Origin of the sequence: Chitinilyticum aquatile DSM 21506, assembly GCF_000430805.1 — a bacterium.
GTDB lineage: Bacteria > Pseudomonadota > Gammaproteobacteria > Burkholderiales > Chitinibacteraceae > Chitinilyticum > Chitinilyticum aquatile.
Window position 1 is genome coordinate 212,468 of the sequence record NZ_KE387260.1, and the last position, 23,917, is coordinate 236,384.

22 protein-coding genes are annotated in these 23,917 nt (G+C 57.8%); 11 read left to right on the plus strand and 11 right to left on the minus strand.

Annotation, left to right across the window (positions count from 1 at the left end; genetic code table 11):
- Positions 1–76: 76 nt before the first annotated feature.
- A complete protein-coding gene (gene metK, locus H559_RS0116480; RefSeq protein WP_028453578.1) occupies positions 77–1,246 on the minus strand; it encodes a methionine adenosyltransferase in 1,170 nt (389 codons plus the stop codon).
- A gap of 80 nt (positions 1,247–1,326) precedes the next feature.
- On the opposite strand from metK, the gene H559_RS0116485 reads away from it, so the two are divergent.
- Both H559_RS0116485 and H559_RS0116490 read left to right on the plus strand, forming a co-directional pair.
- Positions 1,327–2,193: a lysophospholipid acyltransferase family protein gene (locus H559_RS0116485; RefSeq protein WP_028453579.1), complete on the plus strand. Its 867-nt coding sequence runs from the start codon at positions 1,327–1,329 to the stop codon at positions 2,191–2,193.
- Positions 2,190–3,056, plus strand: coding sequence for a lysophospholipid acyltransferase family protein (locus H559_RS0116490; RefSeq protein WP_028453580.1), 867 nt, complete (start codon positions 2,190–2,192; stop codon positions 3,054–3,056). The genes H559_RS0116485 and H559_RS0116490 overlap by 4 nt, the downstream gene beginning before the upstream one ends.
- Before the next feature lie 74 nt (positions 3,057–3,130).
- Here the strand turns inward: H559_RS0116490 and H559_RS0116495 are convergent, their stop codons facing one another.
- Positions 3,131–3,796, minus strand: a complete 666-nt coding sequence (locus tag H559_RS0116495; protein WP_028453581.1) for a class I SAM-dependent methyltransferase — start codon at positions 3,794–3,796, stop codon at positions 3,131–3,133.
- A 112-nt stretch (positions 3,797–3,908) separates the two neighbouring features.
- Positions 3,909–4,586 carry an energy transducer TonB gene (locus H559_RS0116500; protein WP_028453582.1) on the minus strand — a complete coding sequence of 226 codons (678 nt, stop codon included), beginning with the start codon at positions 4,584–4,586 and terminating at the stop codon, positions 3,909–3,911.
- 312 nt (positions 4,587–4,898) lie between these two features.
- On the opposite strand from H559_RS0116500, the gene H559_RS21970 reads away from it, so the two are divergent.
- Genes H559_RS21970 through H559_RS0116525 form a run of 6 tightly spaced genes read left to right on the plus strand, consistent with a single transcriptional unit; the run spans position 4,899 to position 12,776 of the window.
- Complete coding sequence (locus H559_RS21970; protein WP_211230961.1) at positions 4,899–5,432, plus strand: GspH/FimT family pseudopilin; 534 nt, start codon at positions 4,899–4,901, stop codon at positions 5,430–5,432.
- Positions 5,433–5,441: 9 nt separating this feature from the next.
- A complete protein-coding gene (gene pilV, locus H559_RS21975; protein ID WP_028453583.1) occupies positions 5,442–6,122 on the plus strand; it encodes a type IV pilus modification protein PilV in 681 nt (226 codons plus the stop codon).
- A gap of 11 nt (positions 6,123–6,133) precedes the next feature.
- Positions 6,134–6,946 (plus strand): PilW family protein, encoded by an 813-nt coding sequence (locus H559_RS0116515; RefSeq protein WP_028453584.1) that lies wholly within the window; start codon positions 6,134–6,136, stop codon positions 6,944–6,946.
- 11 nt (positions 6,947–6,957) lie between these two features.
- Positions 6,958–7,482, plus strand: coding sequence for a pilus assembly PilX family protein (locus H559_RS22425; RefSeq protein WP_081413120.1), 525 nt, complete (start codon positions 6,958–6,960; stop codon positions 7,480–7,482).
- Positions 7,483–7,497: 15 nt separating this feature from the next.
- Positions 7,498–12,294: a pilus assembly protein gene (locus H559_RS20910; protein ID WP_051279690.1), complete on the plus strand. Its 4,797-nt coding sequence runs from the start codon at positions 7,498–7,500 to the stop codon at positions 12,292–12,294.
- A 56-nt stretch (positions 12,295–12,350) separates the two neighbouring features.
- Positions 12,351–12,776 (plus strand): type IV pilin protein, encoded by a 426-nt coding sequence (locus H559_RS0116525; RefSeq protein ID WP_051279692.1) that lies wholly within the window; start codon positions 12,351–12,353, stop codon positions 12,774–12,776.
- Positions 12,777–12,832: 56 nt separating this feature from the next.
- Here H559_RS0116525 and ptsP read toward each other — a convergent pair whose 3' ends face one another.
- From ptsP to gshA, 7 genes are all read right to left on the minus strand, one after another.
- Positions 12,833–14,560: a phosphoenolpyruvate--protein phosphotransferase gene (gene ptsP / locus H559_RS0116530; RefSeq protein WP_028453586.1), complete on the minus strand. Its 1,728-nt coding sequence runs from the start codon at positions 14,558–14,560 to the stop codon at positions 12,833–12,835.
- A gap of 67 nt (positions 14,561–14,627) precedes the next feature.
- Positions 14,628–14,900, minus strand: a complete 273-nt coding sequence (locus H559_RS0116535) for an HPr family phosphocarrier protein (protein WP_028453587.1) — start codon at positions 14,898–14,900, stop codon at positions 14,628–14,630.
- 18 nt (positions 14,901–14,918) lie between these two features.
- A complete protein-coding gene (locus H559_RS0116540; protein WP_028453588.1) occupies positions 14,919–15,320 on the minus strand; it encodes a PTS sugar transporter subunit IIA in 402 nt (133 codons plus the stop codon).
- A 113-nt stretch (positions 15,321–15,433) separates the two neighbouring features.
- The gene (locus H559_RS0116545; RefSeq protein ID WP_028453589.1) at positions 15,434–16,480 is read right to left on the minus strand and encodes an FAD:protein FMN transferase; all 1,047 of its coding nucleotides are present in this window, start codon (positions 16,478–16,480) and stop codon (positions 15,434–15,436) included.
- On the minus strand, positions 16,471–17,418 hold the full coding sequence (gshB, locus tag H559_RS0116550) for a glutathione synthase (protein ID WP_028453590.1): 948 nt from the start codon (positions 17,416–17,418) through the stop codon (positions 16,471–16,473). Before gshB ends, H559_RS0116545 begins: the two co-directional genes overlap by 10 nt.
- 130 nt (positions 17,419–17,548) lie before the next feature.
- Entirely contained in the window at positions 17,549–17,881 is a 333-nt protein-coding gene (locus H559_RS0116555) for a DMT family transporter (protein ID WP_028453591.1), read from the minus strand.
- Complete coding sequence (gene gshA / locus H559_RS0116560; protein WP_028453592.1) at positions 17,878–19,155, minus strand: glutamate--cysteine ligase; 1,278 nt, start codon at positions 19,153–19,155, stop codon at positions 17,878–17,880. Before gshA ends, H559_RS0116555 begins: the two co-directional genes overlap by 4 nt.
- 170 nt (positions 19,156–19,325) lie before the next feature.
- Here gshA and H559_RS0116565 point away from each other — a divergent pair, with 170 nt between their 5' ends.
- Positions 19,326–20,252 (plus strand): LysR family transcriptional regulator, encoded by a 927-nt coding sequence (locus H559_RS0116565; protein WP_028453593.1) that lies wholly within the window; start codon positions 19,326–19,328, stop codon positions 20,250–20,252.
- Between the two features lie 36 nt (positions 20,253–20,288).
- On the opposite strand, the gene H559_RS21980 is transcribed toward H559_RS0116565, so the two are convergent.
- Positions 20,289–21,251: an AraC family transcriptional regulator gene (locus H559_RS21980; protein WP_028453594.1), complete on the minus strand. Its 963-nt coding sequence runs from the start codon at positions 21,249–21,251 to the stop codon at positions 20,289–20,291.
- Positions 21,252–21,477: 226 nt separating this feature from the next.
- On the opposite strand from H559_RS21980, the gene rstA reads away from it, so the two are divergent.
- Together rstA and H559_RS20920 are read left to right on the plus strand one after the other, a co-directional pair.
- Entirely contained in the window at positions 21,478–22,197 is a 720-nt protein-coding gene (rstA, locus tag H559_RS0116575; protein ID WP_028453595.1) for a two-component system response regulator RstA, read from the plus strand.
- Between the two features lie 89 nt (positions 22,198–22,286).
- Positions 22,287–23,591 carry an ATP-binding protein gene (locus H559_RS20920; protein WP_051279693.1) on the plus strand — a complete coding sequence of 435 codons (1,305 nt, stop codon included), beginning with the start codon at positions 22,287–22,289 and terminating at the stop codon, positions 23,589–23,591.
- Positions 23,592–23,917 lie beyond the last annotated feature (326 nt).

Consider the following 23,917-nt stretch of genomic DNA (forward strand, 5'->3'; position numbering starts at 1 on the left):
ATCTTCCAGCGAATCAGAAAACGACAAGGCGGCCCGTAAGCCGCCCTGCCATCATGCTACAAGTACCAATGCGGCGTTACAGACCGGCTGCAGCGCGCAGGGCGGCGGCCTTGTCGGTGCGCTCCCATGAAAAATCAGGCTCTTCACGACCAAAGTGACCGTAGGCTGCAGTGCGGGTATACACCGGGCGCAGCAGGTCGAGCATCTGCACGATGCCCTTCGGACGCAGATCGAAGTGCTCTTCGATCAGCTTGACGATTTCCTGATTGGAGAGCTTGGACGTACCCCAGGTATCAACCATGATCGATACCGGCTTGGAAACGCCGATCGCGTAAGAAACCTGCACCAGACATTGCTTGGCAATGCCGGCGGCAACGATGTTCTTCGCCACATAGCGGCCGGCATAGGCAGCGGAGCGGTCAACCTTGGACGGGTCCTTGCCGGAGAACGCGCCACCGCCGTGCGGCGCTGCGCCGCCGTAGGTGTCAACGATGATCTTGCGACCAGTCAGGCCGCAATCGCCCATCGGGCCGCCGATGACGAAACGGCCCGTCGGGTTGACCAGGAATTTGGTATTAGAAGTGATCCATTCCTTCGGCAGCACCGGCTTGATGATCTCTTCGATCACGGCTTCCGACAGCTGGGCGTGGGAAATGTCCGGGTGATGCTGGGTCGACAGCACGATGGTATCGACTTCCTTCACGCGGCCGGTGTCGCCGTCGTAACGCAGCGTGACCTGCGACTTGGCGTCCGGGCGCAGCCACGGCAGGCGGCCATCCTTGCGCAGCTCGGCCTGACGCTGCACCAGACGGTGCGAATAATAGATCGGCGCCGGCATCAGTTGCGGCGTTTCGTCGCAGGCATAGCCAAACATCAGGCCCTGGTCGCCCGCGCCCTGATCGAGATCGAGGCCGGCGCCTTCGTCAACACCCTGGGCGATGTCGGGCGACTGCTTGTCGTAGGCCACCAGCACCGCGCAGGTCTTGTAATCAAAACCGATGTCGGAGTGGTCATAGCCGATGCGCTTGATGGTGTCGCGCGCGATCTGGATATAGTCGATATTGGCGGTAGTGGTGATTTCACCGGCGAGAACAACGAGGCCGGTATTCACCAGCGTTTCGGCCGCCACGCGCGCGTGCTTGTCCTGCGCGAGGATGGCATCCAGAATCGCATCGGAAATCTGGTCGGCCACCTTGTCCGGGTGCCCTTCGGACACCGATTCGGAAGTAAACAGGAAGTCTTTCATTCTGCAATGTCCTTTAATGACATGGCTCGCACAGGGCGAGCTGGCTTAAAATAGCCGCTTTCAATCAAACCGGTGCCCCCATGCTGGCATTTTGCAAACTCGTCGCCAGAATACCGCTCGTATGGCTGCAGGCAATCGGCAGCGCACTTGGCTGGCTGGTCTGGTGGAGTTCGCCCGGCTATCGCCGCAAACTGCGGGCGAACCTGCTGCAAAGCGGTCTTGCGGGGAATGACAGCGATTATAACCGATTGTTGCACTCAAGTATTCGCGAGCATGGTCGTGGCGGGCTGGAAGTGCTGGCGCACTGGCTGCGCCCGATCCCTGAGCTGACCAGGCGGGTCGAGCGCGAGGGCTGGGAACACGTGGAAGCCGCGCTGGCTACCGGCCGGCCACTGATTTTCCTCTCGCCGCATCTGGGTGCGCTCGAGCTGACCGGTGTCTGCATTGCCGACTGGGTAGCACGGCCGCTGGCACCACTCTACCGGCCTCCCAAACAAGCCTGGCTGGAACCACTGATGATCCATTCGCGCAGCCGGGGCGGCTCGACTCCGGCACCTGCCGATGCGCGAGGCGTACGGGTGCTGCTGAAAACGCTGAAAAACGGTGGTGTCACCTACCTGCTGCCCGACCAGACCCCTGGCGGCGGCGACGGCGTGTGGGCGTCGTTTTTCGGCAAACCCGCCTACACGATGACACTCTGGGCCAAGCTGGCAAAAAGCAGCAACGCGATTCTGCTGCCGTGCTACACCGCCCGCACAGGCAGCGGTCGCTACCGCTTTCACGTGCAACCCTTCGCAGGCGAACTCAGCGGCGATCTGCAATCCGATGCTGCACTGCTGAACCGCAATATGGAAGACCTCATCCGCCAGATCCCGGCGCAATACCTGTGGAGCTACAACCGCTACAAACGTCCCGCCGGCGCACCACTACCGGAGGAGCAGCCATGAGCCGCTACGCCGTTCTGGCCCTGCTGTGGCTGCTGCACCTGCTGCCGATGCCGGTACTGCGCTTCAAAGGCGCTCTGCTGGGCGAACTGCTTTACCGGCTGATTGGCCGGCGCCGCAAGGTGGGTCTGCGCAATCTGCAGCTGTGCTTCCCGGGCTGGCCGGCAGGCGAGCACGAGCGCGTACTACGCCGGCATTTCCGTGAACTGGCAGCGACGCTGCTTGCCTATGGCAAGCTCTATTTCAGCTCCGAAAGCGAGCTGAGAGCGCTGATCCGGGTCGAGGGCTTCGAACACATTGCCGATCTGGCAGAGCAGAAACCCTTCATTTTCCTGAGCCCGCATTTTCTGGGGCTGGATTTTGGCGGGCTGCGCTATCTGATGGATCATCCCGGCGCGAGCATGTATTCGTCACAGCGCGGGGTTTTCAACGTGATCACACTGGAAATCCGCAGGCGATTCCGCAATCCGATGCTGATCCGCCGCGGCGACGGCCTGCGCCCGATCATCAAGGCCTTACGACAGAACATTCCCTTCTATTACCTTCCCGACCAGGATCTTGGCCCGAAGGAATCGATTTTCGTCCCCTTCTTCGGCATTCCGACCGCCACCATACCTGCACTGGGCCGGCTGGCCGGGATGACCGGCGCAGTGGTCGTGCCAATGATTACCCGCCTTGAGGGCAATCATTTTGTCTGCCGGATTTTTCCGGCATGGCAGAACTTTCCTACCGATGACGTCGAAGCGGACACACGGCGCATGAATGCCTTTATCGAAGAGCAGATCATGCTGGCTCCCAGCCAGTATTACTGGCTGCACCGCCGCTTCAAGACCCGCCCGGAAGGCGAGGCCTCGCTCTATAACTAAGTGGGGTATATAACCATAGCCCTTTCAGAAAGAAGGCTACGGCCACATACCCACCAACACTCTCATCCACATGATCAGCGCTTGACCAGAATCGTCAGACCGTCGCCGACCGGCAGCAGGCAGCACTCAACCCGTTCATCGTCACGCAAGGACAGGTTCAGTGCCCGTACTACCCGCACTCCGGCCGGCTCGCCCGGCGCCGGCTCGGCGACCCGCCCGCCCAGCAGCATATTGTCGAGAATGATCAGCCCCCCCTGGCGTACCAGTTGCAGGCCGCGCTCGTAATAATCCGGATAGGCCGGCTTGTCGGCATCGATGAACATGCAGTCAAACGTACTGGCAGCCCCCTCCGCCAGCAGCTCGTCCAGCGAGCGCAGGGCATCCTGCAGACGCAACTCTACCCGCTCCGCCACGCCGGCTCGCTGCCAATGCTCGCGGGCCACTGCGGTGAACTCGGCACTCGCATCGCAGGCCACCACACGGCCGTTTTCTCCCATCGCCAGCGCGGCAGTCAGCGAGCTGTAGCCGGTAAAGGTGCCCACTTCGAGATAGCGCCGCGCACCGATCAGCCGCAACAGCAGGGCCAGCAAGGCTCCTTGCTCGGGTGCCAACTGCATCTTCGCCAGGCGATGCGAAGCCGTTTCCTCGCGCAGCTCGCGCAGTGGCGCAGGCTCGCGCAGCGTGTTCTGACGCAGGTAATCCTCAAGCAGGGCGGAAACAGCAAGGGTCGAGCGGCTCATGACAAGAATGTCGCGTAATCAGGAGAGGTACGGAGTATACCCAGCACCATGCCAGCCAGTCATTGCCATCCGGCAAGACTGCCTGCGGATGCAGCAACAGTCGTTCTGGCAACTAAGGCACGTCGGTAAAGGTACTGAGCTGAATCTGCTTGTAACTGCTGACACCCCGGCCATCCTTCATCGCCGGATAAAAATGCAGGGCGCCAAGGCGGGCAACCAGCTGCTGCGTGCGCCCCTCGTCCAGCATTGAACGGGTGATTTCCACCCGGGTCACTACGCCCTTTTCGTCAATGGTCAGCGTTGCTTCAAGGAATATGCCGCTAACCAAAACCTCCTCTAGCTGCCAGTCCGGCAGATCAATGGCCCTGGCAACCTGCTCGACCTCGTCCTCGGCAAAAACCGGCGGCCTCAGCCAGTCAGGTATTTCGGGCCAGGCCGGAGCAAGGCTACCGGACCAGGCAACAACAGCCAGCCCGGTTTCTGCTGGCGCCTCAGTCGCCAAGGATTCGGCACGCCCCAAAAGCAGGGCAGGAACCGGAAAAGGCTGAACAATGGAAAAAGGGAGAGGCTCCTTGCTGCCCTGCCCGGCGCGCGCTGGAGCAAGTCGTACAGTCTGGATAAAGTCTGCAGACTGGGCTGTCCAGTTACCGAATTCCAGCCAGGAAAACAGCAGCAGATGCAGCAGCAGTGCCCAGATCAATGCAACCGCCAGCCGCTGCCGCGGCTGGATATACCAGCGCGGATTGAGCTGCGCGACAAACGGGTCGACAGAGGTTAATTCGGAAGCCACAACACACCATAAATCAATTTGCCTTCCAAGCATAGCCAGAAGAGTTCGGCACACATCCGGTTATTACCTTACTTGCGTGGTCACCTACAACACTCAAATAATCAACATATTCTACTTTACTAACAATGGGGTATGTTTGCGCTGCAAGCCTCGCAAAACCGGCATGCACCGCCCATCCGCCCCACAAGCCCGACTGAACAGCATGACCTTGCGATACCGGGCAAGTGTATGAATTATTGGATTAACTCGAAGCTGATTACTCACATTGGGCTGCACAATGATCAGCATGCCCCGCTTGTTCTAGGAACGATCATGAGAAAAACCAGCGCCCTAGGCTTTACCCTGATGGAAGTGATGACAGTAATTGCCATCATCGCCGTCATAGTGGGCATCGCCATTCCCAACTACAGCATCTTCACCAGCAATGGACGCCTAGCTGGGGCCAGCGAAGAGCTCATGAACAGCCTGAGCCTCGCCAAATCCGAAGCAGTCAAGCGCGGCAGGATGGTCACCGTATGCAATAGCGCCAACCCCGCGGCTGATACGCCAACCTGCACCCCCGCCGGGAATGAAGACTGGCGCACTGGCTGGATCGTTTATTTTGACAATGGGAAAGCACCTGCATATAGCGGTGATGATGCGAATATCCTTCGCACAACCCAGGCCCTGGGCAGCATGGATAGCGCCACGGCCAGTGGAGTCACCTCGATTACGTTTCGTTCTACGATTAGCCAGGGAACTTCGCCGGTGACCATACGCTTCTGCACCAAAGGCGCCACAGAAAGGCAAGTCATCGTTGATCGTCTTGGCAGTATCAGCCGCAATCAAGGCAATACGTGCAATTAGGAGGCCGCCATGAAGCAAAACGGCATCATCATGATTGAAGTCCTGATTGCCTTGATCATCTTGGCTTTCGGCATCCTCGGCTTGGCATCGCTGCAAGCTTATTCGCTTAGGGCTGCACATTCGTCCTATTTACGCTCAGTGGCTACTGACCTGGCTAACAGCCTCGCAGAAGAAATCCGGGTAAACCGCAACAGCAAATCAGCAAAAATCGAAGGGGGGCAAGCCCTTGACGAAAATGGCAATCCTATACCACTGGCGCCAGATTATGCTCAACTTAAATGCTCATATGCTTTGCTTAACCCGGGTGAGTATGGCTGCGCGGACCCCAGCGGATATGTCAATCCGATGTCGCCACTCAATGATAGCTACCGGGCTATTGCAAAAATAGACGTCGCACGTTGGCTGGATCTTGTAAAGGCATCATTACCAATAGGGTCAACCGGCGGAGCCATAATTTGCAAGGACAATTCACCTGATGATGGCACCACGCCGATATTTGATCCACAAGACCCCGCATATAGCGCGACAGAGGGCGGGCCAGGCTGCCTTTTGCCAAACGATGCCATGTATGTAGCCGCCCCTTATGTAATCAAAATCTGGTGGGAAGACGAAAAAGCCCGCAAAGACGACCCGGCAACATCAGAAAACGAAGAAGCCCCTCCCCTAACCCGCTTTGCGACCACGCTGTGAAGGAGACCACCATGACATCGCTCCTTCTCAAGAAACACTCCGGCTTCACAATTACAGAGTTAATGGTAGGCCTTGCCCTTGCAATGATCCTTACACTGGCAGTTGCCAATGTATATATAGAAACCCGAGCAACTTTTCGTACCCAAGCAGCCCAAGCAAGGCTGGGCGATGAGGGTCGCTTCATCATGGCCATGGTACAACGAATGGCATTTCAGGCTGGCTATCGGGACAGCGCAAACATGACGCAAACCTTCAATACGACTCGAGGAAATATGCAGAATCGAGAAATCATTGACGGAACAGAGCAGAGCATGGATGTCCGATTTTATGGTGACCCTCAAGGTAATATCTTCAGCTGTGCAAATGACACAACCGGGAATGCCAGCTATCCAGAACTAAAAACATCACAAGAATATGCATACAGCATTTACATCAACTCAGAATCAAAATTAGTCTGTGCCCCACTGGGAGGCGATGGATCACAAGAGCAAGTTCTTTCCGAAAACATACCCAGTGACTACAGCGCGAAGAATTTAAAATTCGAATACGGAATAGACAACAATGGCGATCAAATTGCGGACCAATACATCTCACCCGCAACAACAGGAAATCTTGATGGCAGTAAAGTTTTCTCAGTAAAAATGTGCGTGGTAATCCGCAACAATGACGCAGGACTTATTAAAGCTGGAAAAAAAGCAGACGGAACGACGCCAGCGAGAAATTATCTTGATTGCGACAACAATCAAATCACATTAAACACCAATGACACCCGCCTGTATCGAACTTTTAAAACTGCCGTGTATTTACGCAACCAAATCAAATAAGGCGGCATACCATGATAAATCGACGATTCGCGCGAACAAATGGCTTTGTACTCATAACCAGCCTGATATTCCTAGTGGCCATGACGATAGCCGTAGTCTACGCGGTGCGCAGTGCCACCATGCGTGAACGACTAGCCGGCAATGAACGAGTGCGCAGTCAAGCATTTCAAATGGCAGAACTGGCAATGACCAGGGCCCAGGGAAGACTGGTCGACGACCCATTGTCCTTTGGTTCGAAACCGGGCTGGGTCAATATAACAACGAATTTGCAACCGAGAGAAAACTGGGTTGCAACCAGCACAACAACATGCGCAATCGATGATGCCAATTGCAATGACAAAGAAGGCAGCAATTTAACAAAAACAATCTACATATCAGGCGTAGCAGTACAACCACGCTGGGCCATAAAGGAAATGACGCCCCCGGCAGGCACCAGTACCGACTGTACATTTTACGAAGTTTGGTCGCATGGAGTGGGCAGCAGCGCTGAGAGTTCTGTCTTATTGCGATCAGTTGTTCGCGCTTGTGATAGCTAGTCAGGAGACTTCATCATGAATAACCATATCAAATACATCAGCCCGACGCTCCTCCTGATTTGCTCGGCTGTAGCGGCAGCACCTCAATACTCGCAAGGCGGCCGGGATCCTTTCCGCCCCCTCTATGTATCGTCCAATGAGCCGCCACTCAATCTTCTGGTACTCAGCCGCGATCACAAACTGTTCTACGAGGCCTACAACGACGCTTCCGATCTGGATGGCGATGGCATTTATGACGTCGGCTACCGCGGCTACATCCTGAAACCGGGTGAATCCACCGCAGCCCCCGGCAAATTCAAGATCGATTATTACGGCTATTTCGACAGCTATAAATGCTATCGCTACAACAACAGCCGCTTTGAACCGGTGGAGAAAACCAATAACAAGAAATGCCCGAATAACAGTGGTGCCCCCTGGAGTGGAGACTACCTGAACTACCTCACCACATCCCGAATGGATGCCATTCGTCGCGTACTGTATGGTGGCAAGCGCTCGACCGATACTGCGACTGATACCATTCTTGAACGAGCCTTCATCCCGCAGGATGCTCACTCATGGGGCAAGGAGTATAAGGATGTATCCAACGACGGATATGACATTCAGGACTATACACCACTAGGTATACCAAACAGCGGCAGGCGGCACCTGTTTGCCAACACCACACTCTGCGCACCGGGTGGCTGCGCCAACAGCTTCAACAACCCGCCGTTGCTTCGCCAGATTATCAACAGCGACCGTCGCATCTGGCAGTGGGTCAGTATTGAACGCCCGGTTGCTGGCAGCAAGTATGACAATGGTAATAACGGACCAACCATCAGCAGCATAACTGACTACACCGTACGGGTGCAGGCCTGCGTAACAGGTCTGCTGGAAAATGAATGCAAGAAGTATGGCAACACTTACAAGCCTATCGGCCTACTGCAACAGTATGGCGATTCTGATGCAATGCGCTTTGGTCTACTCACTGGTAGCTACTCCAACAACCTGCAAGGCGGTGTGCTGCGCAAAAATATTGGCAAGATCGACGATGAAATCGATCTGAACAATGGCACGTTCAAAACCACGAACGGCATCATCAAAACCATCGACAAGCTGCGGATCCAGGGTTTCCGAGATTCGTTCGAGTATTTTGTCAGCGGTGGCGCAGATGACGCGTGTAGCTATGGCAATGCCTTTGCACAACAGTTGGCTAATGGAAATTGTAGCGGCTGGGGTAACCCCATAGGCGAAATGATGCTAGAGGCCGTGCGCTATTTGTCGGGTGCATCATCACCAACAAGTGCTTTCAAAACGGACACCAAAGGTGCAACACTGGGATTGCCCGAGGTTACGAGCTGGGCAGACCCATACGGCATCGACTCCGGCACCGGCAAGGCGCGCAACAGCGTGTGCGCCAAGCCTGCCATTACCCTGATTTCGGACATCAATCCGAACTGGGATGGTGACTACATGGCATCAACCAGCATCAACGGCAAAACCCTCAGCCCGGTCAGCCTGCTTGATGCCCAATGGAGTGCTGAATTTGGCGGAGCACGATCGGTAATCATCGGCAGCAATGGATCCACCAGCGATGGAGCACCAACCCCGAAAACCGCCACCACTTTCAGTAATTTACGCGGCCTGCCCGATGAGCCAGCCAAACTCGGCAGCTACATGACCGCCGCAGTTGCCGAATTTGCCCGCACCAACGACATCAATCCGGCAGGCAGCAGCGGCACGGATGGCGAGAAGCAGCTTGTTAACACCATGGCGATTGCGCTGGCCTCGCCTCTGCCTTCAATCAAGATTCCGGTCAATGGCAAGATCGTTACAATCATTCCATTCGCCAAGTCGCCATCCCAAGGCGGCAGCGGCACAGGAAGCTCGTCGAGTTACCGCCCTGTCAACCAGATTGTCGACTACTACATCGACAATATTTACAACGTTACCGGCTTCCCCTTCAGCGCCAGCGTTAATGGCGGTCGGCCGCAGTATGTATTCCGCATCAACTTTGAAGATGTCGAATACGGTGGTGACCATGACATGGATGCCATCGCCCAGTACACCATTACACTGCAGGCCGACAACACCATCAAGGTCGTTGTTGACTCGATTTATGCCGCAGGCGGAATTGATCAGCACATGGGCTATGTGATTTCCGGTACAACCAAGGATGGCGTCTACCTAGTCGTGAAAGACCAGGGTGGCCAGGATGTCAAATACTGGATGGATGCCAAACCGGCAGGAACGGGCAATCCATCCGGCGATCCCATCAACCCGCAAGGCAACCTGACAGCGCTTTCAGACACCCGCACTTTCAGCCCCAGCAGCACCGGCTCGACCGTCACCGACCTGAAAACGCCACTCTGGTATGCCGCAAAATACGGCGGCTTTGTTGATGATGAGGCAGAAGGCAATGTCAATCGTGACAAACTGGACAATCTAAGCGAGTGGGACAGCGATGGTGATGGCATTCCAGACAATTACTTCCTGGTAACCAATCCACTCAACCTGAAGTCACAACTTGATCGAGCATTCTCTCGCCTGGATGCTGTCAGTCGCTCCAGCGCACCTGTTGGCAGCTCATCTGGTGGCGGATCGGAAGATACGGAGTTCCGTATTTATCGTACTGCTTATAAAATTGATCAGTGGAGCGGAAACCTGTCTGCATTGCCTCTCAGCACGAATGACCTAACCTTGGGTGTTCCATACTGGGAGGCCGCAAGCGCAGATAAGTTGCAACCTTGGTCCGGTTTTGGCGGCACACGCGTCTTGGCAACCTGGAACCCTGGGCCGAGTTCGGATCCATACGCCCGCAAGGGAACAGCTTTCGAGCCTGGCGCAGGTTCGTTCTACATGTCTGCCAGCCAGAAAGATGCGCTGAAAGTCAAGAATTACCCGGCAACTGACACCCGTACAGCGGATCAGGTCATGATTGACCGCATCAACTATATCCGTGGTGACAATACCAACGAAGGAACTGGCACGAATAAAATGCGCCGGCGTGAGCAGAGTGGTACGCAGTCCAACTATATCGCCGACATCCTTGATGCCCAACCATATAGCGTAGGCCCGGTCCCCGATCCCGATTACTATCAGGATGCGGGTTATAAGGCATTTGCAAATCAGTATAAAGATCGGCTGAATTTTGTTTACGCCGGAGCTAATGGCGGTGTATTCCATGCTTTTCTGGACGATGTAACCCCTGGAATCAACCAGCAATGGAACGGAATGGAACGCTTTGGCTATGTTCCCTCGTTCATTTTTGACAAGCTGCGCAAGCTGGAAGATCCGGCGTACAGCCATGAGTACTATCTGAATGGACGGGCCGCAGTACAGGATGTCAAGACAACCGATACCGGCTGGACTGGCAGCGACTGGCATACTTACCTTGTGGCCAGCGCGGGCTTCGGCGGGAAAGGTATTTTTGCCCTCGACATCACGAAGCCAAACGACGTGGGCTCTTCCGAAATTCCCAAAGTCACGCGCTGGGAGTATTTCAACAGTACAGATACTAGTCAAGGTGATCCAGAAATGGGCTATCAGCCGGGCAGCCCACTGCTGACTAAAATGAATGATGGCAAGTGGTATGCCATCACCGGCAATGGATTCCAGGGTATTGAGCCTTCTCCTGCAAGTGGAGTGGCTGTGTTGTACTTCTTGCAGGCGACGGGCCCCGGCACGAATGGCTGGGATTCAACGACAGCACGAAAAATCACTATTTCGGCTGCACTGGCTGGCACTGGATTCAATGGCTTGTCAGCTCCTGTTGCTGCGGACCTTGATGACAATGGCACTGCCGATGTCATCTATGCTGGCGATATGCTGGGTAACCTCTGGAAATTCGACGTGCGGGACACCAACCCGGCCAACTGGAAACTAGGCCGTAACAACACGCCTCTTTTCAAGGCGACACGCCCAGATGGAGCACAACCCATCGTGATGCCACCGGCTGTTTCTTGGGAACGCAAGGCCGAAGCAGGTTTGAGTATTAACAACAAACGCCTCATGGTCTATTTTGGCACAGGCAAGTTTGTTGAAGACTGCGATAAGGCTGGCTCAAGCTGCACTGGGCAATCGGATACTGCTTCGTTTTATGGCATCGTTGATACCGAAGAGCAATTCAACGGCAGCACCGCCGAGACAGCTACACAATCTTCATTCACCACCATCACAAAATCCCAGTTGCTGGAGCAGCGAATCGCCTCTTATGGAAGCGCTGATTTACCCGCACTCACAACGTTGACCGGAAAAACTGTTGCGTTGAGCGATGTTGAGAACTTCCGCTGCATACTCCCGCGAAATGCAGGTGGAACTTTTGGCAGCAAATGTACTGACTCAGACTCATTTGTGACGCCACCTGTCGAATATGGTTGGTACGCTGATTTCCCTCTTTTAGAAGAGCGCCATGTCGGAATGCCCCGGATTGCAGGTGGAACAGTGCTGTTCAACACGCTGATACCGGAAAACGCAGCAAATAGCGTCTGCGGCTTTACTGCTCGCTCAAGTGTGATGGTTCTGAATCTGGATGACGGAGGTCAGAGCAGACAACGTTTCCCAATGGCAAACAACTCTGGGGACAAGCTCAGCGGCATCAAAAACGTTGGTCTTCTGAGTACAACCAGTGCACCGAATGGCACCACGACGGTCAAGGGAAGCAAACCTTCCGGGCTGAATGACGAACGAGGCTTTGGCCGTAATTACAACGGCAAAAAATCACAGTCACCCTGCGAAAAAGCAATTGATGTCGAACCAACCGGCAAAGCAAGAGAAATCAATGTGTGTGATTCAAGAGTTGTGATTCCGGTCAACTGGACTGAAATCATTCAATAAGTACCATTAAGCCGGCCGGGGCACCGGCCGGCTTACATTTGACAGGGATAATAATTATGAAAACGTATGCTCAAGGGTTTACATTAATTGAGGTCATGGTCGTGGTTGCCATCATTGGCATTTTGGCGGGCATTGCCGTCCCCAGTTATATGGAACACGTGAAGAAAACACGCCGAGGCGATGCGCAAAGTGTTCTACTGCAAAACGCTCAGATGCTGGAGCGCATCTATACGCAAAATAACTCTTACAAACCCAGTGGCACCTGTACGCTTTTCTACGCCGAATCCCCCATTGATGGCGCAACCAAGTTTTACGACATCGCGGTTGTCAACGGAACCTGCAACGATAACACATTCACTTTGCAAGCAACCCCCAAGGGCCCTCAATCAGGCAATGGGATACTCACTCTCACCCACACTGGAATCAAGGGCTGGGACAAGGATGACAATGGATCAATCAGCGATGCGGAGAAAAAGTGGTAAAAATTTCTCGGGCAAACAAGCATTGCCAAATGAAGGGGGCTTCAAAGCCCCCTTTTCTATTCATTCAGCCGCTGCAGCAAGCCTCTGAGCGTATCGTTATCGGAAACCTTCAGCATCTCTGCAACAACTGCCTCCTGATCTTTCAGGCTGACATCCAGCAAGCGCTGTTTCACTTTCAGCAACTGGATGGGCAGCATGGAAAAACGGCGCAAGCCCAAGCCAAGCAACAACCTCGTCAGCTGAGGATCCCCGGCCATTTCGCCGCACATCGACACCGGCTTGCCAAGGCGATCAGCCGTTTCGATGATGTGCCTAAGCAACTGCAACACCGCAGGGTGCAGCGGGTCGTAGAGATGGGAAACCGCATCATCATTGCGGTCAACCGCCAGCGAATACTGGATGAGGTCATTTGTGCCGATGGAAATGAAATCGACATGTTCAAGGAAATGCGCCACAGCAATCGCGGCAGCAGGGACTTCAATCATTCCGCCAAGTTCGATGTCCTGATCGAAAGGAATGCCTTCTTCGCGCAACTGGGCCTTCACCTCGTCCAGATGTCGCCGGGTCTGCTTCACTTCGGCAACATGGGACAGCATGGGCAGCAACAGCTTGATTTTGCCATGGGCCGATGCGCGCAATAATGCCCGCAGCTGAGTACGGAACATCTGGGGCTCGGCCATGCACAGGCGGATCCCGGTCAGCCCCAGTGCGGGGTTGGGCGAGTCACTTTCTTCCTGCCATTTCGGAATCTTGTCCTTGCCAAGATCGACGGTGCGGATGATGACTGGCTGCCCCTGCATGGCCTCGGCCACCGCACGGTAGGCTTCGTACTGTTCTTCTTCGGTCGGCAGGTCTTCTTCACGCAGAAAAAGAAATTCCGAGCGGAAGAGACCGATTCCGCTCGCGCCATTTTCAATCGAAAGCGCACAATCTTCCGGGAGTTCGATGTTGGCAAACAGCTCGACTTCAACCCCATCAGCCGTCACCGGCTTGCGGGTGCGGATATCCTGCAGGGCTTTTTGCTTCGCCTGCCACTCCAGCTGGCGAACACGGTACTCGGCGAGAATGGATTCATCGGGATCGACGATCACCACTCCGTTGATCCCGTCGACAATGATCAGCTCGTCTTCATCAATCAGCTCACGGGCGTGGCGCAGAGCCAGTACCGAAGGCAAATCAAGGCTACGGGCCAGTATTGCAGTATGCGAAGTCGGGCCGCCGACATCGGTAATGAACGCCAGGTACTCGGTGTCCTTGAAGAGCACCATGTCGGCCGGGCTGAGGTCATGGGCGACCAGGATGGCATCTTCGCCGGCAGAGACAGGGGTATGGGCCGACGCGTCATAGCCAGCCAGCGTTTTGAAAATTCGTTGTGCAACCTGCTCGACATCCGATCGGCGCTCGCGCAGGTATTCTTCCTCGATTTCGTCGAATTGCGCGAGCAGGATTTCCAGCTGCTGGCTCAGCGCCCATTCCGCATTGCAACGCTGGACCTCGATGATTTGCCGGGGCTCGCGCGACAGGGTGTGATCATTCAGCAGCATGATATGGAGCGACAGAAATGCACCGAGTTCGGCCGGCGCATTTTCGGGAATACTGCCCCAGAGCGTTTCCAGTTCCTTGCGGGTAGTGCGAATTGCTTCGTCGAAACGCGCCTGCTCCTGCGGAATTTCTTCCGGCTGCAGCTGATAGTGGGCAATTTCGATGTCGGCATGGCTCACCAGATGTGCTCGCCCGATCGCGATGCCGCCCCCGATGCCGATACCATGCAAGGTAATGCTCATACCCTCTCCTCCTGCGCACTGTGCATGCCGGGTTGTCCCGATCTTTACACGTTTTCCGTTACAGCAATCACTCGCCTTCACCAAAGCGGTCAGCGACCAGCCCGGTCAGCGCCAGCAAGGCATCGGCTTCATCCGGGCCATTGAATGTTTCGATAAGAATGCGGCTACCCTTGCCGGCGGCCAGCATCATCACGCCCATGATCGATTTTGCATTCACGCGCTTCTGGTTGCGGCTGATCCAGACTTCACACTGAAACTGGCTCGCCAGCTGGGTGAATTTGCTTGATGCACGGGCATGCAGCCCCAGCTTGTTGATGATTTCGACTTCCTGTTGCGGCATTGCTTGTTTCCTGTCTGCTTATTCCTGCGGGCTGGGCGGCAGCATGTAGAGCACGCCTTCCAGGCCACCAGTCAGAGCCTTGCTGACCACGATCTCGATGGGTTGATGCCCGTAAGTAAGGGCTCGCACCAGCATCGGAAGATTAACCCCTGCCACGGACTCGATGCGGCCGGGAACTATCAGCCGGTTCGCCACATTGGAGGGCGTGCCGCCGAAGATATCGGTCAGCAGCAGGACGCCACTGCCATCATCCAGCTCGGCGATCAATTCCCGGGCGCGGCGCACGACTTCATCCGGGTCGTCAGCCTTGCTGACAGCCAGTTGTCTTAACTGAGGCAATGGGCGTCCCATGATGTGCTGGGCACAGGTAATCAGAGCCTCCCCCAGCGCATAATGCGTAACGATGATAATGCCGACCATTCACTTCCCTTCTGGCGTAAGCCTATTGTTATCAATCATATCGTTAATACACACGCCAGTAATGACAATCCACAAGACCCGACGTGGAAAATACACACAACCAGACGCCACAGTCACTTCAAAAGATAGACACGATCAGGTGCAATCAGCCACTTTATTCGCTGCTGCATGCTGGCTGACAAAAAAACAGCACCATCCACATCCATCAGCACAATGTCTTTCACGCCGAAGCGCCCGGCATAGCGCATGGCAGACTCGCGCCCGGCGATAAACAGCGGCTTGCCGGCAACATCCGACACCGTTCCGGCTTGCGGTGAGGGCGGCGCAATGACCGTCACTGCGGCCAGCTGACGTGCAGGTTCGCCGCTGCGCGGATCGATCAGATGAGAATAACGCTTGCCATCCTGCTCGAAAAACCGCTGGTAATCACCGGAAGTACCAATGGCTTCACCGTCACCCAGCGCGATGCTGGCCATTGCGCCGGGCTGGCGAGGGTGCTGGATGCCGACCAGCCATGACTCGTCACCTTTTTTCCCCAGCGCCAGCACATTGCCGCCGATATTGATCAGTGCATTCTTGACGCCATGCGTCCGCAAATAGGACGACGCCAAATCAAGCGCCCAGCCTTTCGCAAAACCGCCCAGATCAAGCGCAACCTCCCGGTTGCGGCTTCCCACCTGCAAATCATCAAAAGTCAGGTCGTCCATGGATGGCCTGGCCGCCACCAGCCTGGCGAGCTGGGCAGGGTCCGGGCGTACCGGTGCAAAATTGTCGCGGTGAAAACCCCAAGCCTCAACCAGGTGCCCGACCGCCGGATTGAACAATTGATCACTACGGCCCGCCATATCCTGCGCGCGCTTGAGCATGTCCAGCAATTCGGCATCTACCGTATAGACCTGGCCCTGCGCCAGCGCCGCGTTCAGCCTGGTAATCTCGGAAGGCTGCCAGGCATGCAGTTTGGCGTGCAGCCGATCCAGTTCAGCCAGCACTGCGGCGGCATGCCGGCTGGCTTCCGCTTTCGGCATGCCATAAATGCTGATCTGCACGCGGGTGCCGAAGACATAACTTTCCTGCTGGTAAAGCTCGGGCCCGCCGCACCCCGCCAGCAGCAGCGCCAGCCCCAGCAGCAGGCCTTGCCAGAGAAGCGCACTCAGGCGCATCGGGCTTCCAGCGCGTCGACAAACAGGCCGGCAACATTGATGCCGGATTGCGCGCTGATTTCCTGAAAGCACGTCGGGCTGGTGACATTCACCTCGGTGAGATGCTCGCCAATGATGTCGAGGCCAACCAGCAGCAGCCCTTGTGCCGCCAGTTGCGGGCCCAGAGCCTCGGCGATTTCGCGATCTCGCGCGGAGAGAGGCCGGGCGACGCCGGTACCGCCGGCAGCCAGATTGCCGCGCGTTTCGCCGGCTTGCGGGATGCGCGCGAGGCACCAGTCCACCGGCTTGCCATCGATCAGCAGCACGCGCTTGTCGCCATCCTTGATGGCCGGCAGATAGCGCTGCGCCATGATCGTGCGGCGGCCGTTATCGCTCAGTGTTTCCAGAATGCTGCCGAGATTCGGGTCGGTGGGGGTCACCCGGAAAATCCCCGTGCCGCCCATGCCGTCGAGCGGCTTGACGATCACGTCGCCCTGCTCGCGCACAAAGTCGCGGATCTGTTCTATTGCCTGGCTGACCAGTGTTGGCGCAATGAATTCGGGGAAACGCAGGATGGCGAGTTTCTCGTTGAAATCGCGCAGCGCCTGGCCGCGGTTGAAGACTCTCGCCCCCTGCATCTCGGCCAGCGTAAACAGCTGCGTCGCATAGTAATACTGCTGATCGAATGGCGGGTCGGTGCGCATGATCACCGCATCGACATCGCGCAGCGCCAGCGGCTGCGCTGCGCCGGATGCAAACCAGTGCTTGTATTCCTGCGTGACCGTGAAGGTCAGCGCATGAGCCTGTGCCAGCACCACGCCGTCACGCAGCGACAATTCCCGCGCTTCGCAGGTAAACAGCTCATGGCCGCGCGCGGCGGCTTCCCGCAGCATCGCGTACGTGGAGTCCTTGTGTATCTTGAAACCGGCCAGCGGGTCGGCGACCACCAGAATGCGCATGATGCGGTCCTTTTCAAATGCTGCGGGTGCTCCCTCGCACCAACGCGCGGGCGACAAGCCACAAAAATAACAAGGTATATGCCCGAAGCCATCTCATTTAAACGACTAAGCAGCAATACCCAAACACGTATTACCCGGCAATTTTCAGCAAGACCACGCCAGCGACAATCAGCGCCGCACCGGCCATGCGGCCGGCCGTGGCGGCGTCACCAAAGCACAGCACGCCGATCGCAAACGTGCCTGCCGCACCGATGCCGGTCCAGACCGCATACGCGATGCCGATCGGAATCTGGCGCTGCGCCAGCCACAGCAGTACACCACTCAGCCCCATGCAGATGATGGCGACCGTAATCCATAGCAGTTTGTTGCCTGTCGTCTGCGAGAGCTTGAAGCCCAGCGGCCAGCCGATTTCAAACACGGCCGCCGCCAGCAAAGCCAGCCACGCCTGCAGCGTCACACTCACAACAGCTCACCCTCTTCCAGCTCCAGCGAACCGGCCAGCAGAGCCAGCCGCGCCACCACGCCGTAGGCATAGAAACGGTTGGCCTCGCAATCGGGCGAGCCATCGCAATCGGGCGTACTCAGCGGCGAAGCAAAGGCCAGCGGCACGAAATGCATCCCCGGCGCGTTCAGGTTTTCGTCAATGCCGCGCCCCGTGTGCACGCGGTAGAAGCCGCCGATCACGAAACGGTCGAGCATGTAGACCACCGGCTCGGCAACGGCCGCATTGATGTTCTCGAACGTCGGCACGCCTTCCTGCACGATCACGTCGTGCACTTCCAGCCCCTCTTTCACCACCGACATCTTGTTGCGCTGCTTGCGGTTCAGGCCCACCAGTTCGGCACCGGATTTCACGCTCATGATGCCCATGCCATAGGTGCCGGCATTGGCCTTCACGATCACGAAGGGCTCCTGATCGATGCCGTGCTCGTCGTATTTCGCGCCGATCTTTTCGATCATCGCGTCAACCGTCGCGGCGAGCTTTTCCTCGCCTTCGCGCGCATGGAAATCCAGCCCGTCGACGTGCTCGAAATAGGGATTGATCACCCAAGGATCGATATCGATCAGCTCGGCAAACTCGGCCACCACGCGGTCGTAGGCCGCAAAATGCGTCGTCTTGCGCCGCACGGCCCAGCCGGCATGCAAGGGCGGCAGCAGCGTCTGCTCCAGCCCCTGCAGGATTTCCGGGATGCCGGCAGACAGGTCATTATTCAGCAGCACCACGCACGGCGAAAAATCACCCACGCCAACCCGGCGGCCATTGCGCACCACCGGCTCGAGCGTCAGTTTGCCGCCGTCGGGCAGATCCAGCTCGGTAGGCGCAGTGATTTCCGGGTTCAGGCTGCCCACACGAACGACCATGCCGGCCTGGCGCAGGATTTTCGCCAGCGCGGCGACGTTCTGCAGGTAGAACAGATTGCGTGTGTGGTTCTCCGGAATCAGCAGGATGCGGCGCGCGTCCGGACAATAGCCTTCCAGCGCCATCATCGCCGCCTGCACCGCCAGTGGGTGGAACTCCGGGTTCAGATTATTGAAGCCGCCCGGAAACAGGTTCATGTCCACCGGCGCCAGCTTGTAACCGGCGTTGCGCAGGTCGACCGAACCGTAGAACGGCGGCGTGTGCTCCTGCCACTGATTGCGGAACCAGTGTTCGATTTCCGGCTGGGCAGCCAGAATCTTGCGTTCGAGATCAAGCAGCGGCCCGGTCAGGGCGGTGGTCAGATGCGGCACGCTCATGGCGGCTCCGGTAGGCTTGGGAATTTTCGCTAGATTGTGGCGACCGCAGCAAATTCAAGGCTTGCTTGCAGGTCGACACAAATCGGCGTCAGTGATTGGCAGCTGCCGCCAGACTGCCTAGAATATCGGCATTATCGAATAAGTTATTCGATTCCAGCGGAAACGCAGATATGAAATACACCTTGCGCCAATTGCAGGTATTTGTTGCCGTCGCCCGGCGTGGCAGCGTCTCGCGCGCCGCCGAAGACCTTGGCCTTTCGCAGTCTGCCACCAGCACCGCGCTGGGCGAGCTGGAAAAACAGTATCAATGCCAGCTGTTCGACCGCGTGGGCAAAGCACTGCGCCTCAACGAGCTGGGCCTGCAACTGCTGCCGCGCGCCAGTGCGCTGCTGGATCAGGCTGCAGAAATCGAAGGCCTGCTACTAGGCCAGAACGACTGTGGCGCACTGAGCATCGGCGCCACGCTGACCATCGGCAATTATCTGGCGACACTGATGATCGGCAACTACATGCAGCAGCACGCCGACAGCCGCGTGCAGCTGGCGGTACACAACACCGCCACCATCATCCAGCAGGTGGCGCGCTTCGAGCTGGACCTCGGTCTGATCGAGGGCGATTGCCAGCACCCCGATCTGGTCGTGCAGCCGTGGATCAACGATCAGCTCGTCGTGTTCTGCAGCCCGCAGCATCCGCTGGCCAAAAAGGGCAGCGCCAGCATCGAGGAGCTGCTGCAGGAGGCCTGGATTCTGCGCGAGCACGGCTCGGGCACACGCGACACCTTCGAGCAGGCGATGCGCCATCATCTGTCGCGGCTGAATATCCGGCTGGAACTGGAGCACACGGAGGCGATCAAGCGCGCGGTCGAATCCGGCCTTGGCATCGGCTGCATTTCACAACTGGCGCTGCGCGAAGCCTTCCGCCGCGGCAGCCTGGTTGCGCTGGCCACGCCGGAGCTGGACCTCGGCCGCCAGTTCCACTTCCTGTGGCACCGGCAGAAATTCCAGACCGCCGGCATGCGCGCCTTTCTGGATGAGTGCCGGCAATTCACCGGCAGCGCCCGCAGCAGTGACGAGCTGGCACTCCCCTATATACCCTGATGGATATAAAGCTGCAGCCATTCATAATAAATTACTTCAGGCGTATACCCTGCCACTGCGTCGTACCGGCAATGCCAGCCAGTGCAGATGAAGACCGTCTGCGTCGCGCACATGGCATTCCAGATGCGGGCGCTGGCAGTCCAGCGTATAGGGGCTGCGCTCCAGCCAGTCTTCATACAGCCACTGGAACCAGACCGGCGAGCCCTGCGCCTCGACCACCGCATACAGGCCGCCGGGCAGATCGCGCGAAGGCAGGCCGGCCGGCACCGGCCCGGCGGGAACGGCCAGCTCGAACACGAACTGCTCCGGTCCGACCAGGCCGAAATCATCCTGCATCACGCCCAGGCAGTGCGCGCCATCCGGCAGCAGGCCATAGCCAGCCAACTCGGCGGCAAAATCACGTACCCGCGCTTCCAGGCCATTCTTGTCCATGCCGATCCAGCGCCGGTACACCACGCGTTGCGGCGCCAGCGTCTGCAGACGGACGCGGGCGGCCAGCCCGGCACGCCCCTCTTCGCTTGGCTGGGGCACACAGGCATTACCCTCGCGCACAATACCCAGCTTGGCGTCCATGTAGCCGCGCCAGCCACCACGCCGCCAGTCGCGCGCCGACATGCCGAACTGGCGCCGGAACGCCTTGGCAAAGGCGGCGTCGGACGAAAAGCCGCAGTCACGCGCGATGACATGAATCGGCGTATCGGTTTCGTGCCGCACGCGCTGGGCGGCACGCAACATGCGCCGCTGGCGGATGTGCTCGAACGGCGGCTCGCCGGTAGCCGCGTGAAAAACGCGGTCGAAATGGCAGGGGGAAAAACACGCCAGGCTCGCCAGTTCGTCGAGCTGCAGCGGGGCATCCAGCCGTGACTCGATGTAATCGATCACCCGCTGGATGCGGCGCCCGCGCGGATTGCAGCCGTCGAGCAGCGGCGTAGCCCGGGCCCGGGCGGATTGCAGCGCGGGCTGGTTCCAGTCCTGCCGCAGTACAGTGGCAAAGCTCATGGGCTTGTATCCGGTGTCGTTTCCTTGCGCGATTATCGGACAAGGCATCGGGGTCGACTTTTCCGGCCTTGCGCATCCGCCGGGCTGTCCGGCACGTTTTTCCGGCCATCGGCCTGCTGCAATGCGGCAAGCACGCGCTGCGGCCTTGCACTTGGCGACGGGCTGCGGCAAGCTGACGGCATTACGGCAACGAGTACCGCCGCGTCCACCGACCCAGGTAGCAGCCATGACCCGAATCCTGTTTGTAGAAGACGACCCCGAGCTTTCCGAGCTGATCAGCAATTTCCTGCGCTCCTTCGAATTCACTGTTGACGTGCAGGGCGATGGCAGCCAGCTGATCGACTCGGTGCGCGAGAATCCGCCTGACCTGCTGCTGCTCGACATCATGCTGCCGGGCAAGGATGGCCTGACACTCTGTCGCGAGCTGCGCGAATTCTGGGGCGGCCCCATCGTGCTGCTGACCTCGCTCAACAGCGACATGAACCAGATTCTGGGCTTCGAAATCGGTGCGACCGATTACGTGGTCAAGACCACGCCGCCCTCGGTGCTGCTGGCGCGCATCCGCGCACACCTGCGCAGCGCCACCACCCAGCCGGTCACACCAGCAGGCGCAGGTGGCCAGGAGCGCTCGACGCTGAATTTCGGCAAACTGCAGATCGACGCCCGCAATCGCACCGCCACCTATCACAACGAGCCGCTGGGCCTGTCGACCGGCGACTTCGACCTGCTGTGGGAGCTGGCCAGCCACGCGGGCGACATCCTCTCGCGCGACCATCTGCTCAAGCAGTTGCGCGGCATCGAATATGACGGACTGGACCGCAGCATCGACGTTGCGGTGTCGCGCCTGCGCAAGAAACTCGACGACGACCCGAACGAGCCACGCAAGATCAAGACCATCCGGCACAAGGGGTATCTCTTTGCGACCGATGTCTGGTGGCAGGAGTAAGTCAGTACCCTTGCATGTATTAGAACGGGGAGCCTGCCGGCTCCCCGTTTTTGCAATCCCCCGGAACCCCGGCCCTATCGAGGCTTGCCATGCGCCAGCTATTCCTGCGCTTTTACCTCACCGTCGTAGTCTGCTTCCTGATTTCCGCCACGCTGATCGGCGGCGCCTACAAGCATCTGATCGACCGGACCAACCAGCGCTACCTGTCGGACATTTTCAAGACCACGGTCACCATCATTGAAGAAGAGCTGGGCGATCTGCCGCGCTCGATCTGGCATGATGAAGCGGCCCGCCTGCGCGGCAAGCTGCCGGTACCGGTACAGATCGAAAGCCTCGACACCTATCTGCTGTCGCCGGAGAACAAGGCCACGCTGCTGGGCGGTGGCATCATTCTGCTTGCCGACCAGGAACTGTACATCCACCGCATCCACCAGACCGAACTGATGGTGGTGCTGGGGCCCATTCCCTATCTGTCGCGGCTGGACGGCATGTCATGGATCGACTGGCTGGCGATGGCGCTGATGTGCGCGGCGCTCGGCCTGCCCACCTGGCTGTGGATGCGTCCGTTCTGGCGGGACGTGCTGCAGCTGATCCGGCAAAGCCGCCGGCTCGGCAATGGCGACTTCACCTCGCGCGTCGAACTGGCCGACAGCTCGGCTCTGGCTCCACTGGGCGTGACCTTCAACCGCATGGCCAATGACATCCAGACACTGACCGCCTCGCGCCGCGCGATGCTCGACGCCGTATCGCACGACGTGCGCACACCACTGACCCGCATCCGCTACCGCATGGAAGCCCTCAAGGCCGGCGCCAGCCTGGACGCGCAGATCGCGGCAATGGAACGCGATCTTGGCCAGATTGACCGCCTGCTGGAAGAGTGGCTAACCATGTCTACCCTCGACCGTGCGCAGCTGCGCCTGAACCTGGAACTGCAAAACATCCACGCACGGCTGGCAGTTCTTTGTAACGAATTCGCACAGAACAACCCTGCCCCTGCACTGACCAATACCACGGCTTTCAGCGAGCCGATGCTGGAATTTGATGGCTATTACCTCGGCCGCGCAGTCAGCAATCTGCTTTCCAATGCGCACCGCTACGGCGGCGACACCACCGCCGTGACGCTGGCATGGGCCGAAGGCGTGGCGCAGATTCATGTGGACGATAATGGGCCCGGCATACCCGATCATGCGCGCGAACGTCTGCTGCAGCCCTTCGAGCGCATGGAAAACAGCCGCAATCTGGCGACCGGCGGTTTCGGGCTTGGCCTGTCGATCGTTGCCATGATCATGCGCGGGCACAATGGCGAAGTCCGCATCGAAACTTCGCCACTGGGTGGCGCACGCGTTACGCTGGCCTGGCCCACGCCGCTGGCCGATGGCAGCACCCAGCTGTAACCGTTGCGTAGTCCTATAAGCTAAAACCCTAAGCAAACTACGTCTTTCAACTACATTCAGTTACAGCGCGGTACCAAGCACGACAACACAAACATTAGCGAATCACCATAATCCGCTCCACACAACTTACCCAGTTTCTTTCGGAGTAGATAAAAAATGACCAAGCTGCTGTCCGCACTCGTTGCCGCGCTGTTCGTAACCGTTGGCGCCCAGGCTGCCGATGCTTCCGCTGTAAAGACTGAAAAACACGCCAAGAAGGCTTCGGTTGCTTCCGCTGCTCAGAAGGCTCAAGCCAAGAAGGCCTCCGCTGCTTCCGTAGCTTCCGC

What these genes read in the sequence shown, in the direction of transcription:
- H559_RS0116485 (WP_028453579.1), top strand. Translation starts at nt 1,327, where the DNA reads ATGCTGGCATTTTGCAAACTCGTCGCCAGAATACCGCTCGTATGGCTG.
- H559_RS0116495 (WP_028453581.1), bottom strand. Translation starts at nt 3,796, where the DNA reads ATGAGCCGCTCGACCCTTGCTGTTTCCGCCCTGCTTGAGGATTACCTG.
- H559_RS20910 (WP_051279690.1), top strand. Translation starts at nt 7,498, where the DNA reads ATGAATAACCATATCAAATACATCAGCCCGACGCTCCTCCTGATTTGC.
- rstA (WP_028453595.1), top strand. Translation starts at nt 21,478, where the DNA reads ATGACCCGAATCCTGTTTGTAGAAGACGACCCCGAGCTTTCCGAGCTG.
- H559_RS0116525 (WP_051279692.1), top strand. Translation starts at nt 12,351, where the DNA reads ATGAAAACGTATGCTCAAGGGTTTACATTAATTGAGGTCATGGTCGTG.
- gshB (WP_028453590.1), bottom strand. Translation starts at nt 17,418, where the DNA reads ATGCGCATTCTGGTGGTCGCCGACCCGCTGGCCGGTTTCAAGATACAC.
- H559_RS21980 (WP_028453594.1), bottom strand. Translation starts at nt 21,251, where the DNA reads ATGAGCTTTGCCACTGTACTGCGGCAGGACTGGAACCAGCCCGCGCTG.
- H559_RS21970 (WP_211230961.1), top strand. Translation starts at nt 4,899, where the DNA reads ATGAGAAAAACCAGCGCCCTAGGCTTTACCCTGATGGAAGTGATGACA.
- H559_RS0116565 (WP_028453593.1), top strand. Translation starts at nt 19,326, where the DNA reads ATGAAATACACCTTGCGCCAATTGCAGGTATTTGTTGCCGTCGCCCGG.
- H559_RS0116535 (WP_028453587.1), bottom strand. Translation starts at nt 14,900, where the DNA reads ATGCCGCAACAGGAAGTCGAAATCATCAACAAGCTGGGGCTGCATGCC.
- H559_RS0116545 (WP_028453589.1), bottom strand. Translation starts at nt 16,480, where the DNA reads ATGCGCCTGAGTGCGCTTCTCTGGCAAGGCCTGCTGCTGGGGCTGGCG.
- H559_RS0116515 (WP_028453584.1), top strand. Translation starts at nt 6,134, where the DNA reads ATGACATCGCTCCTTCTCAAGAAACACTCCGGCTTCACAATTACAGAG.
- H559_RS20920 (WP_051279693.1), top strand. Translation starts at nt 22,287, where the DNA reads ATGCGCCAGCTATTCCTGCGCTTTTACCTCACCGTCGTAGTCTGCTTC.
- gshA (WP_028453592.1), bottom strand. Translation starts at nt 19,155, where the DNA reads ATGAGCGTGCCGCATCTGACCACCGCCCTGACCGGGCCGCTGCTTGAT.
- H559_RS0116490 (WP_028453580.1), top strand. Translation starts at nt 2,190, where the DNA reads ATGAGCCGCTACGCCGTTCTGGCCCTGCTGTGGCTGCTGCACCTGCTG.
- ptsP (WP_028453586.1), bottom strand. Translation starts at nt 14,560, where the DNA reads ATGAGCATTACCTTGCATGGTATCGGCATCGGGGGCGGCATCGCGATC.
- H559_RS22425 (WP_081413120.1), top strand. Translation starts at nt 6,958, where the DNA reads ATGATAAATCGACGATTCGCGCGAACAAATGGCTTTGTACTCATAACC.
- pilV (WP_028453583.1), top strand. Translation starts at nt 5,442, where the DNA reads ATGAAGCAAAACGGCATCATCATGATTGAAGTCCTGATTGCCTTGATC.
- H559_RS0116540 (WP_028453588.1), bottom strand. Translation starts at nt 15,320, where the DNA reads ATGGTCGGCATTATCATCGTTACGCATTATGCGCTGGGGGAGGCTCTG.
- metK (WP_028453578.1), bottom strand. Translation starts at nt 1,246, where the DNA reads ATGAAAGACTTCCTGTTTACTTCCGAATCGGTGTCCGAAGGGCACCCG.